Raw genomic sequence first — 12,826 nt, 5'->3', positions numbered from 1 at the left:
TTCATGATGTGGTCAGTGAGAGCTGCCCGGATCCCCGATCAGCCCTTGCCCTTGTTCTTGTTGTAGACGTCGAAGAATACGGCTGCGAGCAGCACGAGGCCCTTGATCAGCTGCTGGTAGTCGATGCCGATACCCATAATCGACATGCCGTTGTTCATCACGCCCATGATGAAAGCGCCGATCACCGCGCCGGTGATCTTGCCGACGCCGCCCGAGGCCGAGGCGCCGCCGATGAAGCAGGCCGCGATGACGTCGAGCTCGAAGCCGACGCCGGCCTTCGGGGTCGCCGAATTCAGCCGTGCCGTGATGATCATGCCGGCAAGCGCCGCCAGCACGCCCATGTTGACGAAGGCATAGAAGGTCAGCCGCTCGGTGTTGATGCCGGAGAGCTTGGTGGCCTTCTCGTTGCCGCCCATGGCATAGACCCGGCGGCCGATCGTCGAGCGCGTCGTGATGAAGGTATAGGCGGCGATCAGCACGCCCATGACGATGAGGACGTTCGGCAGGCCGCGATAGGTCGAAAGCTGGAAGCCGATGAACAGGGCCACGACACCGATGACCGCCATCTGAACGGCGAAGAACACGAAGGGCTCGTTTTCGGTGCCGTGCTGCTCGTTGATCCGGCGGTTGCGCAGGCCGGCATAGATCGCGTAGCCGACGAGAGCCAGCACCGCCACGAGGGCCACCATGTTCTTGACGATCTCCGGGCTCGGGTTGAGGAAGTAGAGAAAATCAGGAACGAAGCCGGTCGAAAGGATCTGGAAGTCCTTCGGGAACGGACCGATCGGACGTCCGCCGAGCACGACATAGGTCATGCCGCGGAAAACCAGCATGCCGGCGAGCGTGACGATGAAGGACGGGATCTTCTGGTAGGCCACCCAGTAGCCCTGGGCTGCCCCCATGATGCCGCCGACGACGAGACAGGCGGGAACGACGACGATGGCCGGCAGACCCCATTTGACCAGCATGATCGCCGAAATCGCCCCGACGAAGGCGACGATCGAGCCGACCGACAGGTCGATGTGACCGGCCACGATGATCAGCAGCATGCCCAGCGCCATGATGACGATGAAGGAGTTTTGCAGCACCAGGTTGGTGATGTTGACCGGCTTGAAGAGGACGCCGCTGGTGACGAACTGGAAGAACAGCATGATGATCACGAGCGCGACCAGAAGGCCGTATTCGCGGATGTTGTTCCTGAGGTAGTCCCCGATCGACGGTTTGGTGGTGTGGGTGCTCGTATCGGCGACCATTAGTGTTTCTCCCCTGAACGCATGATGGCGCGCATGATGGATTCCTGACTTGCTTCCTCCTTGGAAAGCTCCGCCACGATGCGGCCCTCGTTCATGACATAGATGCGATCGCAGGTTCCGAGCAGTTCCGGCATTTCCGACGAGATCATCAGGATGCCTTTGCCCTCGGCTGCGAGCTGGTTGATGATGGTGTAGATCTCATATTTCGCGCCGATGTCGATACCGCGGGTCGGCTCGTCGAGTATGAGGACTTCGGGGTTGGTGAACAGCCACTTGGACAGCACGACTTTCTGCTGGTTGCCGCCCGAAAGGTTCACCGCCTCCTGGTAGATCGAGTGCGAACGGATCCGGAGCTTCGAGCGGTAGTCGGAGGCGACTTTCCTCTCCTGGCGCTCGTCGATGATGCCGTTGGCGGCCACCGCGCTCAGATTGGCAAGCGTGGTGTTCTCCTTGATGTTGTTGATCAACACGAGCCCCAGCTGCTTGCGGTCCTCGGTTACATAGGCAAGGCCCGCCTTGATCGCCCGCGGAATCGTGCTGACATCCACCGGCTGGCCGCGCATCGTCACCTCGCCGGTGATCTTGTGGCCCCAGGACTTGCCGAAGATGCTCATCGCCGTCTCGGTGCGGCCGGCGCCCATCAGGCCGGCGATGCCGACGACCTCGCCGGCGCGCACCTTGAAGCTGACATCGTGCAGGAACTGCCGGTCGCGGTGGTGCTGGTGGTAAACGTTCCAGTTCTTCACCTCGAGCAGCGTGTCGCCGATCTTCGGTTCGCGCGGCGGATAGCGGTCTTCCATCGCCCGCCCGACCATCCCCTTGATGATCCGGTCCTCGCTGATGTCTTCCTTGTGACAGTCGAGCGTCTCCACCGTACCGCCGTCGCGCAGGATGGTGATCTGATCGGCGACCTTTTTGATCTCGTTCAGCTTGTGCGAGATGATGATCGACGTCATGCCCTGGTTGCGAAACTCCATGAGCAGCTTCAGAAGCGCGTCGGAATCGGTTTCGTTGAGGGATGCGGTCGGTTCGTCGAGGATCAGCAGCCGGACCTTCTTGGAGAGCGCCTTGGCGATCTCCACCAGCTGCTGCTTTCCGACGCCGATATCGGTGATCAGCGTCGCCGGCGATTCTGTGAGGCCGACCTTCTTGAGCAGTTCCTGCGTCCGGGAGAAGGTCTGCGGCCAATGGATGACGCCCTTGTTGGCGATCTCGTTGCCGAGGAAGATATTCTCGGCGATCGACAGCAGCGGAACGAGCGCCAGCTCCTGATGGATGATGATGATGCCGAGTTCTTCGCTGTCGGCGATCGTGCTGAAGCGGCGCTCCTCGCCGTCATAATGGATCTCGCCCTCATATGTGCCGGCGGGATAGACGCCGCTCAGCACCTTCATCAGGGTCGACTTGCCGGCACCGTTTTCGCCGACCAGGGCATGAATCTCGCCCTCGCGGACCTTGAACGAGACATTGTCCAGCGCCTTGACGCCAGGGAACGTCTTCGTGATGCCCCGCATTTCAAGAATGATATTGTCCATATTCAGCCATTCCAGCGGCAATCTGCGAGAGACTGCTGGCTTCCACCCGCTGCACGGCCCCCGGATCGGTTAGGATCCGGGGTCCCCATGAGCAGTTCAAATTATCACAGCGACTATTATGCGTCTGCAAGGATGCACGTCGCATCAGGCGAAAGGGTCCGCGGTCAGCCGCAGACCCCTCGAGCAAGATCAGTTGTTGATCTGGTCTTCCGTGTAGTAGCCGGAGCCGACGAGAACGTCCTTGGCGTTGGTCTTGTCGACCGAAACCGGCTTCAGCAGGTAGGACGGAACGACCTTGACGCCGTTTTCATAGGTCTTGGTGTCGTTCACTTCCGGCTCCTTGCCATCCATGATCGCATTGACCATGCCGACGGTCACCTTGGCGAGTTCGCGGGTGTCCTTGAAGACCGTGGAGTACTGTTCGCCGGCAAGGATCGACTTGACCGACGGCAGTTCCGCGTCCTGGCCGGTGACGATCGGCATCGGCATGTCGCCGGAGCCGTAGCCAACGCCCTTCAGGGCCGAGATGATACCGATGGACAGGCCGTCATAGGGCGACAGAACGCCATCGACCTTGGCATCGGTGTAAGTGGACGAGAGCAGGTTTTCCATGCGCGACTGGGCAACAGCACCGTCCCAACGCAACGTACCGACCTGGTCCATGCCCATCTGGCCGGACTTCACGACGATCTTGCCGCTGTCGATCAGCGGCTGCAGAACCGACATCGCGCCGTCATAGAAGAAGAAGGCGTTGTTGTCGTCCGGCGAACCGCCGAACAGTTCGACGTTCTTCGGCTCCTTGGCTTCATCGAGCTTCAGGCCCTGGACGAGCGAGGTGGCCTGCAGCACGCCGACCTGGAAGTTATCGAAGGTGGCGTAGTAGTCGACGTTGCCGGAGTCGCGAATCAGCCGGTCGTAGGCGATGACCTTGACGCCGGCGTCTGCTGCCTTCTGCAGGATGTCGGAGAGCGTCGTGCCGTCGATGGCGGCGATGACGAGAACCTTCGCGCCCTTCGTCACCATGTTCTCGATCTGCGCGAGCTGGTTCGGAATGTCGTCGTCGGCGAACTGCAGGTCCGGCGTGTAGCCGGCTTCCTTGAATAGCTTCTCCATGGTTTCGCCGTCGGAAATCCAGCGGGTCGACGTCTTCGTCGGCATGGAAATGCCGACCGTGCCCTTGTCCTGGGCAAATACCGGCGCAGCGAAGGCTGCGACGGATATCGCCGCGGCGGCGAGAAGCGAAGTAATCAGTTTCATCAGATCTCTCCCTGAGTGTTGAAGCCGGCGGCCGGAGCCCCCGTCATATGCGCAGCGATTCGCCTGCCCGGAGAGATCGTCCCCGGCGGCGTTTCAAGATAAAGGAAGGTCCTCCCTGTCTTAGCATACTCCCGCATGCGCTGGCGCACATGGGTGGAAACTGGAATCAATTGCCATAACTGTCAAATACAATATCGCTTTGCATACATATCAAAATTGATATACGACTCTTAAAGAGTGTGATTTATGAATCTCTTGAATAGCGGGGCCGAACAATGACCCTCGACAGCAAGCCGAGCGTCGCGACCCCGGCCGGCGAGTCCTTCGACACCGGCCTTTTCCGGTCGGGACTGAAGATCAACCACCTGCGGCTGGTCCTGGCGATCGACGACCATCGCCGCATCAGCGCCGCGGCCGAATCGCTCGGCGTCTCCCAGCCGGCCGCCTCGCGCATGCTCGCCGAAATCGAGGCGATCGTGAAGGCCCCGATCTGTGCGCGGGTGGCCCGCGGAGTCGAATTGACCCGCTACGGCGAAGCGCTCGCGCGGCGGGCACGGACGATCTTTCTCGAATTGCGCGAAGCCGCGCGCGAAATCACCGAATTGAAGACGGGGAGCGGCGGCTCGGTGTCGCTCGGCTCCGTCACCGGCCCCGCCCTCAACCTCGCCGTGCCTGCAATCCGCCAGGTGTCGACGGCCTATCCCGGCATCGAGATCAATGTACAGATCGACAACAGCAACGTGTTGACGCGCGAGCTGCTTGCGGCACGCCACGACTTCGTCGTCGGCCGTATCCCGGACGACCTCAATCCCCGGCTCTTCAACCTGGTCGAAATCGGCTTCGAGGAGGTCTGTCTGATTGTCCGCCAGGGCCACCCGCTGCTCGACCACGCCTCCGCCGGCGCCGACGACCTGCCGGGTTATGACTGGGTGTTTCAGCCGCCGGGGACGCTGTTGCGCCGCGCCGTCGAGGACAGTTTCATCTCGGCCGGCGTGCGCCTGCCTTCGACCGTCATCAACACATCCTCGATCATCCTCACCCTGTCGATCGTCCGCAACACCAACGCCATCGCCCCGGTCGCGCTCGACGTGGCGAAGCTCGTCGCCGGCAACGGCACCCAGGCCGGCGAAATCCGGATCCTGTCGACTGAGTTCCCGATCCGCATCAAGCCCTATGGGCTGATCACCGCCGAGGGCCGGGCGCTCCCCCCGAGCGCGAAACTGCTCTACGACCTGATCCTCAAGCAGAGCCGCACGTGATAAGCCCCGCATAATTCTCGACCGGCAAGATCGTTCGGCTCGCACGCGCTCCTCGCGCGCGGCAGATCACGGGAGTCGCCATGTTCGGCATGTCGGTGTTTCAATCGGTACTCGAGCGCCTGAAGGCCGAGCAGGCGCTACCGGACGACACGGAGGCGGACGGGGAAGACACGGCGCGCGAACGCCCGCAATCGCCGTTCGGCCGTTCGCCGGCATTCGTCGTCGAGACGCCGGCGCGGACGACCGCCCCGTTCGCCGCCGTCGAGAGGGCCTACATGGACCTCGCGCCGGCCGAACGCAGCGAAGAACCGCCGGTGATGCCCGACCACCTGCGGCGCACGAGCCTCGCCGATGTGGCGGCCGAACTTGATCTCGGCGAAGGGGAGACCGGGCTGACGCTCGCCGCCAAGCGCCGCCGATTTGCCGCCATGAACCATCCAGACCGGCTGCCGCCGGAGTTCCGGGCGAACGCCACCATCCGCATGAAGCTTGCCAACATGTTGATCGACGAAGCGTCGCGACGGCTCGAGCAGTGAGCTAGCCGCTACTTCGGCTCCTCACCCCCGCCGGTTCCTTTTTCCTCGGCCTGCTTCGGCTTGTAGAAGATCAGCAGCGCCGCTCCGGCATAGGCGGTCACGACGAGGAAGATCGTCGCCCACATCATCTGGCCGCCATAGAACTCGACAGCCGTCCACACCGCACAGAGGGCAACGATAAGCAGGCGGATCCACAGGGGCCGGTAGAACGGATGATCCGGATCGATGAATTTGATCATGACATTGCCTCTGACGACACTCAGCGCCTTGCCTCTCCGTCTATCGCAAAATTCTCCGGATCGATACCGACTAAAGGACAAATTGTTTGGCAATTGTCGGTGTTGGAAAAGGGCGCCGTGAAGACGAACGGCGGGATCGACAGGCGTCGTCTCCGCTTGACGCCAGTGCCGCGAATGGAATAAACATTCTGAAAATGAAAGCGTTGGCCGTTTCATTCCGATTTGATCCGTGTGCCACGAGGCAGGATGCTAGATCGGACGTGACGGCGTGGGAGGAACGACCGCTACCCCTCTCATCGATCTAATCCCGCGGACGCCATCGCGCCCGCAACGCCTCTGTGCGATGAGCGTCAATATCATTGCGCACCCACCCGGTCTGGAACCGGAATTTGAGAGAGACGAAGATGACATTGAGATTTGGTCTTCTGGGCGCCGGACGGATCGGCAAGGTTCACGCGAAAGCCGTCAGCGGCAATCCCGATGCCGTCCTTGTCGCGGTTGCCGATGCCTTTCCGGCAGCGGCGGAGGCAATCGCCGGGGCCTATGGCTGCGACGTTCGCACCATCGAGGCGATCGAGGCCGCTTCCGACATCGATGCCGTCGTCATCTGCACGCCGACCGACACCCATGCCGACCTGATCGAGCGCTTCGCCCGGGCCGGAAAGGCGATCTTCTGCGAGAAGCCGGTCGACCTCGACGTCGATCGCGTCAAGACCTGCCTCGAGGTGGTCTCCGAAACCGGGGCGAAGCTGATGGTCGGCTTCAACCGCCGCTTCGACCCGCATTTCATGGCCGTGCGCAAGGCGATCGACGCCGGCACTATCGGCGACGTCGAAATGGTGACGATCACCTCGCGCGATCCGGGCGCCCCGCCCGTCGATTACATTAAGCGCTCGGGCGGCATCTTCCGCGACATGACCATCCATGATTTCGACATGGCGCGCTTCCTGCTCGGCGAGGAGCCAGTTTCGGTGACGGCGACCGCCGCCGTGCTCGTCGACAGGGCGATCGGCGAAGCGGGCGACTATGACAGCGTCTCCGTCATTCTGCAGACGGCATCCGGCAAGCAGGCGGTCATCTCCAACTCGCGCCGCGCCACCTATGGCTACGACCAGCGCATCGAGGTGCACGGCTCGAAGGGCGCCGTTTCGGCCGAGAACCAGCGACCGGTCTCGATCGAGATCGCCACCGGCGAGGGCTATACGCGCCCGCCGCTGCACGATTTCTTCATGACGCGCTACACCGAAGCCTATGCGAACGAGATCGAAAGCTTCATCGCCGCGATCGAGAAAGGCGCGGAAATCACCCCGTCCGGCAAGGACGGGCTTGCCGCCCTCGCCCTTGCCGATGCGGCCGTCCGCTCTGTCGCCGAAAAGCGCCAGATCAGCGTCGCCTGAAGCTCAGGCAATCTGAAGGGACAAAGGCCGGGCGTTCCTGGCCTTTGTTTTTTGGCGACGCCGTGTCAGACGGCGCACTACACGACAGCGTCTGCCGCCCCTCGGTTGCGGTACGGCATGGCTTCACCTCCACACCCTCATTCCTGTGCTTGTCACTGGAATCCAGTCCGCCCAAGTCCTTGGCTGTAAGACTCCTCCGCGCCGCAGACGCGGCGTTGCTGGATTCCTGTGACAAGCACAGGAATGAGGGCGAAAAGAAAGTCTCCGTCGAAACCCATTTGACTGCAACAGGCAGACTACGCCTCGACCGACCGGAGCACCGGAGCGTCCGATGACACATTCGCTCTGGCACTCGGCGCACGTCCCGGCCGGCCGGTGAGGAACCCCTGAACCTGCCGGCACCCCTCCTCGACGATGATCTGCTTCTGCCGCTCGGTTTCGACGCCCTCGGTCACGACCGGCAGGTCGAGACTATGGCCGAGCGCGATGATCGCCCGGATGATCGCATGGGCGGCCGGGTCCTTGTCGAGCGCCGCCGTGAAGCTGCAATCGATCTTCAGCTTGTCGAAGGGGAAGGTCTGCAGGTTGGCGAGCGACGAATGTCCCGTACCGAAATCGTCCATGACGATCCGCACGCCGAGCAGCCGAAGCCGCACGAGTGCCGCCAGCACGTCTTCCCGGTTGTGCAGCAGCGCCGCCTCGGTGAGTTCCAGTTCCAGCCGCCGCGGCTCGAGGCCTGTGCGTCGCAGGATGCCGGCGATCTGGTCGAAAAGGCTCGGCACGAGGAACTGGACCGGCGAGATGTTGACGGAGACCGGCAGCGGCTCCGTCCAGCGGACCGCTTCGGCGCAGGCCTGTTCCAGCACCCATTCGCCGATCTGGATGATCGAACCGCTTTCCTCGGCGATCGGGATGAAGACATTCGGCCCGACGAGCCCGCGCTCCGGATGTCTCCAGCGCAGCAGCGCCTCGTATCCGACCACCCGATCGTCACGGACATCGACGAGCGGCTGGTATTCGAGGAACAGCTGATGCCTGAGGATCGCGTGCCGGAGGTCGCTCTCCATCTGACGGCGCGAGCGCACCGCCTCGTCCATTTCCGCATCGAAGAAGCAGGCGATGCCCTTGCCCGTCTGCTTGGCCCGGTAGAGCGCCGTATCGGCATTGTTGCAGAGCCGCTCTGCCGTGTCGCCGTCGCCGGGGTAGATCGCCACGCCCATGCTGACGCCGACGGCCATCGGATCGCGGTGGGTATCCATCTCCTCGGCGAAAAGCCTGAGGATGCGGTCCGACAATTGCCGCGCCGCTTCCGGCTGCGCGGCGCCGGTCTGCAGGATGGCGAATTCGTCGCCGCCGAGCCGGGCGATCGAATCGGCCTCGCCCGCAGCGGCACGCAGGATATCGGCAACCTTGCGCAGGATCCGATCGCCTTCGCCATGGCCGAATATGTCGTTGACGGCCTTGAACCGGTCGAGGTCGAGACAGAAGATCGCGAGCTGTTCGTTTCTCGCGGCGGCGACCGCCAGAGCCTGGTTCATCCGCCTCTCGAAGGAACTGCGGTTGGAAAGATCCGTCAGCGCGTCATGGTGGGCGAGATGCTCGATGGTCCGCTCGGCCTCCTTTCGGGCGCTGAGGTCGCGCACGAAGATCACGTCGGATTGCCGGCCGCGGTATTCGATCGTCCGGCAGAGGTGCTCGACCGGCACAAGCCGCCCGTCGGCACGGAGGAGTTCGACCTCCGCGGGAGCGTCATCGATCTGGCGCTCGCGCGCTTCGCGCCCCTGAGGTGGCGCGAAGAGCTCTTCAGGTCTTCTGCCGATGAGATCGGCCACCTTTGCGCCGCAGAGGCCGACAAACCGCTCGTTCGCATCGATGATCCTGCCGTTGCAGACGATCACCATCCCTTCGAGCGAGGCGTTGGCGAGGCCGCGCAGGTCGGTCAAATGCCGATCGATGAACAGCGCGCCCAGCGCCGTGAGGATCAGCGTCGTCGAAGCCACGACGACACCGCCGGCGAGCCAGACGGGATCGAAGGCGTCCGCTGCCGCCGCGCTCGGATCGGGCACCAGGGTGACGCCGCTCATCGAGGTGAAGTGCAGGACGCATATCGCCAGCACGAGCAGCAGCGTCGGAACGACCAGCTTGCGCACGCCGCCGAGAGCCTGAAAGGCATGGAGCGCAAAGACGGCGATCAGCGGCCCGAAGAGGACGGCGGCGAAACCCATTTGCGGATCGAATTCGATGCGCGCCTGCGTCTCGACGGCGCGCATGCCCGTTACATGCATGGCGGCGATGCCGAGGCCGAGGAAAATGCCGGCGCCGGGGAAGGCGTAGCGGGACGTGCCGAGAAGGGCGGTCGCAAAGGCGAGCCCGGAGGCGACCACCGCGACCAGCGCCGAAAACAACGTACCCCAGGCGTCGTAGGCAATAGGCACGCCACCATCATAGGCGAGCATAGCGATGAAATGCGTCGACCAGACCCCGACGCCGCAGGCACAGGCGCAGGCTGCGGTCCAGAGGTGCCGCTGGAGGCCCTCGCTGCGCTCGGCGCGCTGCAAGAGCAGCATCGTCGCCGCGCTGCCGGCCAGACAGACGATCGCCGCCACCGCAACCAGGCGCCAGTCGTGACGATCGCTTATGCATGCAATTACTGAGAACATGGCCGTCTCCCGTCCCGGAAACAGCTTGGCAGGCAGACGCTAAATAACCGTAAATTGTACTAGTATGATAATTCGCCTCTGGAATGTCTGTGCCTGAAATACCTAGGAATGCCCGGCGGCCGTGATGTCGCTGTCGACGGCGCCTAGCGCCCGACCGAGATGGCCGTCGAAGACGAGCCGCTGCTCGTCGCCGACGACGGTGATCTCCGGCAGGCCATCGAGGCGAACCTGCAAGGATTGCGCAAGCCCCTCCTCAACCCCCTTTTGCAGCAGATCGAAATAGCGCGTCCCCTGCCCCGTGACGTAGATCGGCATCGGCTCGTAGAGGCTCAGCATGCGCGAAATGCCGTTGCCGAGCGCGATGCCGGCCTGGCGGAAGGCATAGCCGGGCATGCGCTGGCCCTGACGCGCACCGGTGGCGATCTTGTCCATTTCGGCAAGCGGCACGAATTTCGCGGGAATCGTGTCGGACGGCACCTCGAAGGCGGCGCGCAGAATGCCGTAGAAGCCGGCAGCGGCCTCGATGCAGCCATGGGAGCCGCAGCGGCAGAGGCCGGCGGAGGAGGCGTGCAGCATGTGCCCGAAATTCGGCGCGGAAACGTCGAGTTCGCCCGACCGCCCCCTTCGGGCAAGACCGAGACCGATGCTGTGGCCGAGCGAGACGGCCGCCAGCCCCTTGAAGGCGTCGCCCTTCTCTTCCGCCTTGGCCGCCAGCGCCTGGGCGACGAGCAGTGTCTCGTTGCTGAGCATGATCCGGGCCCGCCAATCGGGCCCGAGCAGTTTCGAAAAATCGAGTTCTTGGCGGCCGAAGACCGGCGACCAGAGGAGCCGCGCCCCGTCGCCCGCCACCAGCCCCTTGCTGCTGATCGAAACGGCAAGCACCCGCTCTTTCTCAATGCGCGAGCGCTGCAGCAGACGCTCGAGCGCCGCCAGGAAAACCTGGCCGAAAGCCACCGCGTCGCCGGCGTCATGGCTTCGCGCCTCCTCGAAGCGATCGAGGAGCACGCCGCCATAGTCGGCCAGCGAATATTGAACGATGTCGGAGGAGATCCGCACGACGATCACGTAGCCGCAGTCCCGCCGCTGCGCAAAGAGAACGCGCGGCCGCCCCCTGCCCCCTTGAACATGCTGCTCGGTCTTGGCGATCGTCCCCGACCGTTCCAGTTCGGCGGTGATGACGGAGATCGTCGCCGAGGCAAGGCCGGTCTGCTCGGCAATCTCCGTATGGGACAGCGCGCCCTTGCGCCGAAGCGCAGAAAGGACGAGCGCAGTGTTTTGCTGACGCACGACTTCGGTGCTCGTTTTGGTCAGCATTGCACGTCCCTGGGCTTGGCGGATTGCGCGATCACATGTCCTCTCAAAGCACCTGTTGACTGGCGAAACAAGACGTTACGGGCCTTGTTGACAGCCTTCTAAAACTCTGACATTTATTTTCTCGACTGTCGAGAAAAAAGCCTTGCACCTGTGGCAGCGCTCTTTGCGACAGCAGTTCACGGCTCGTCGGGGATGCGTGCGGGAGGTTCGTGCGCGCGGCGCTGCCACTTGGGAGGATAGAATGAAATCCATTTTGAAGCTGATGGCAGGGGCTGCCATCATCGCGTCCATGCATTCCGCAGCGGTCGCCAAGGACCTCGTCGTCGGCGTTTCCTGGTCGAACTTCCAGGAAGAGCGCTGGAAAACCGACGAGGCGGCCATCAAGGCAGCGCTCGAAGCCTCCGGCGACAAATATATTTCCGCTGACGCGCAGTCCTCTGCCGCCAAGCAGCTCACCGACATCGAATCGCTGATCGCCCAGGGCGCCAACGCGCTGATCGTGCTTGCGCAGGACTCCGATGCCATTGCCCCGGCAATCGAAAAGGCCACCGCGGAAGGCATTCCGGTCGTCGGCTACGACCGCCTGATCGAGAACCCGGCGGCCTTCTACATCACCTTCGACAACAAGGAAGTCGGCCGCATGCAGGCCCGCGAAGTGTTCAAGGCGAAGCCGGAAGGCAATTTCGTCTTCATCAAGGGCTCCTCCTCCGATCCGAACGCCGACTTCCTCTTCGCCGGCCAGATGGAAGTGCTGAAGGAAGCCGTCGACGCCGGCAAGGTCAAGAATGTCGGCGAAGCCTATACGGACGGCTGGAAGCCGGAAAATGCGCAGAAGAACATGGAGCAGTTCCTGACCGCCAACGACAACAAGGTCGATGCGGTCGTCGCCTCCAACGACGGCACCGCCGGTGGCGCGATCGCAGCGCTTTCGGCCCAGGGCCTTGCCGGCTCGGTTCCGGTCTCGGGCCAGGACGGCGACCATGCGGCGCTCAACCGCGTGGCGCTCGGCACGCAGACCGTCTCCGTCTGGAAGGACGCCCGTGAGCTCGGCAAGAAGGCGGCAGAAATCGCTGCAGCACTCGCCGGCGGCAAAACGATGGACGAAATCGAAGGCGTTCAGACCTTCAACGGCGGACCGAAGGGCGTCGCCATGAAGTCCGTCTTCCTGGCACCGATGGCGATTACCAAGGACAATCTGAACGTCGTCATCGACGCCGGCTGGATCTCCAAGGATGCCGCCTGCCAGGGCGTGGCTGCCGACTCCGTCGCCGCCTGCAAGTGACGGACGGACGTTTGAAGTGACCTCAAAACGCCGCAACGGAACCCGTTGCGGCGTTTGCATGAGGTCGGAATGGTCTGGCCGCACGGTGCTATGA

General features: G+C 63.1%; 10 protein-coding genes. 4 read left to right on the top strand and 6 right to left on the bottom strand.

Annotation, left to right across the window (positions count from 1 at the left end; all coding sequences use genetic code 11):
* Positions 1-38 precede the first annotated feature (38 nt).
* The 3 genes from mmsB to chvE form a co-directional block, all read right to left on the bottom strand.
* Positions 39-1,253 carry a multiple monosaccharide ABC transporter permease gene (gene mmsB, locus CO656_RS06350; RefSeq protein WP_037414764.1) on the bottom strand — a complete coding sequence of 405 codons (1,215 nt, stop codon included), beginning with the start codon at positions 1,251-1,253 and terminating at the stop codon, positions 39-41.
* On the bottom strand, positions 1,253-2,788 hold the full coding sequence (gene mmsA / locus CO656_RS06345; protein ID WP_037414762.1) for a multiple monosaccharide ABC transporter ATP-binding protein: 1,536 nt from the start codon (positions 2,786-2,788) through the stop codon (positions 1,253-1,255). The genes mmsB and mmsA overlap by 1 nt, the downstream gene beginning before the upstream one ends.
* 189 nt (positions 2,789-2,977) lie before the next feature.
* Positions 2,978-4,045 (bottom strand): multiple monosaccharide ABC transporter substrate-binding protein, encoded by a 1,068-nt coding sequence (chvE, locus tag CO656_RS06340; RefSeq protein ID WP_097525196.1) that lies wholly within the window; start codon positions 4,043-4,045, stop codon positions 2,978-2,980.
* A gap of 275 nt (positions 4,046-4,320) precedes the next feature.
* Here chvE and CO656_RS06335 point away from each other — a divergent pair, with 275 nt between their 5' ends.
* Both CO656_RS06335 and CO656_RS06330 read left to right on the top strand, forming a co-directional pair.
* The gene (locus tag CO656_RS06335) at positions 4,321-5,304 is read left to right on the top strand and encodes a LysR family transcriptional regulator (protein ID WP_037414756.1); all 984 of its coding nucleotides are present in this window, start codon (positions 4,321-4,323) and stop codon (positions 5,302-5,304) included.
* An 80-nt stretch (positions 5,305-5,384) separates the two neighbouring features.
* Complete coding sequence (locus CO656_RS06330; RefSeq protein ID WP_097525195.1) at positions 5,385-5,840, top strand: hypothetical protein; 456 nt, start codon at positions 5,385-5,387, stop codon at positions 5,838-5,840.
* A gap of 8 nt (positions 5,841-5,848) precedes the next feature.
* Here CO656_RS06330 and CO656_RS06325 read toward each other — a convergent pair whose 3' ends face one another.
* The gene (locus CO656_RS06325; RefSeq protein ID WP_097525194.1) at positions 5,849-6,079 is read right to left on the bottom strand and encodes a hypothetical protein; all 231 of its coding nucleotides are present in this window, start codon (positions 6,077-6,079) and stop codon (positions 5,849-5,851) included.
* Between the two features lie 404 nt (positions 6,080-6,483).
* On the opposite strand from CO656_RS06325, the gene iolG reads away from it, so the two are divergent.
* Positions 6,484-7,476 (top strand): inositol 2-dehydrogenase, encoded by a 993-nt coding sequence (gene iolG, locus CO656_RS06320; RefSeq protein ID WP_097525193.1) that lies wholly within the window; start codon positions 6,484-6,486, stop codon positions 7,474-7,476.
* 296 nt (positions 7,477-7,772) lie between these two features.
* Here the strand turns inward: iolG and CO656_RS06315 are convergent, their stop codons facing one another.
* Together CO656_RS06315 and CO656_RS06310 are read right to left on the bottom strand one after the other, a co-directional pair.
* Positions 7,773-10,136 (bottom strand): EAL domain-containing protein, encoded by a 2,364-nt coding sequence (locus CO656_RS06315; protein WP_097525192.1) that lies wholly within the window; start codon positions 10,134-10,136, stop codon positions 7,773-7,775.
* A gap of 102 nt (positions 10,137-10,238) precedes the next feature.
* Positions 10,239-11,450 (bottom strand): ROK family transcriptional regulator, encoded by a 1,212-nt coding sequence (locus CO656_RS06310; RefSeq protein ID WP_097525191.1) that lies wholly within the window; start codon positions 11,448-11,450, stop codon positions 10,239-10,241.
* A 241-nt stretch (positions 11,451-11,691) separates the two neighbouring features.
* Between CO656_RS06310 and xylF the strand changes: the two genes are divergently transcribed.
* Positions 11,692-12,732 carry a D-xylose ABC transporter substrate-binding protein gene (xylF, locus tag CO656_RS06305; RefSeq protein WP_037414744.1) on the top strand — a complete coding sequence of 347 codons (1,041 nt, stop codon included), beginning with the start codon at positions 11,692-11,694 and terminating at the stop codon, positions 12,730-12,732.
* Positions 12,733-12,826: the final 94 nt, after the last annotated feature.

Origin of the sequence: Sinorhizobium sp. FG01 (assembly GCF_002531875.1) — a bacterium.
In the GTDB taxonomy this organism is placed as follows: Bacteria; Pseudomonadota; Alphaproteobacteria; order Rhizobiales; family Rhizobiaceae; genus Sinorhizobium; species Sinorhizobium fredii_C.
The sequence above is the reverse complement of the archived record's forward strand: the minus strand, read 5'-3'. Positions and strand labels throughout refer to the sequence as shown.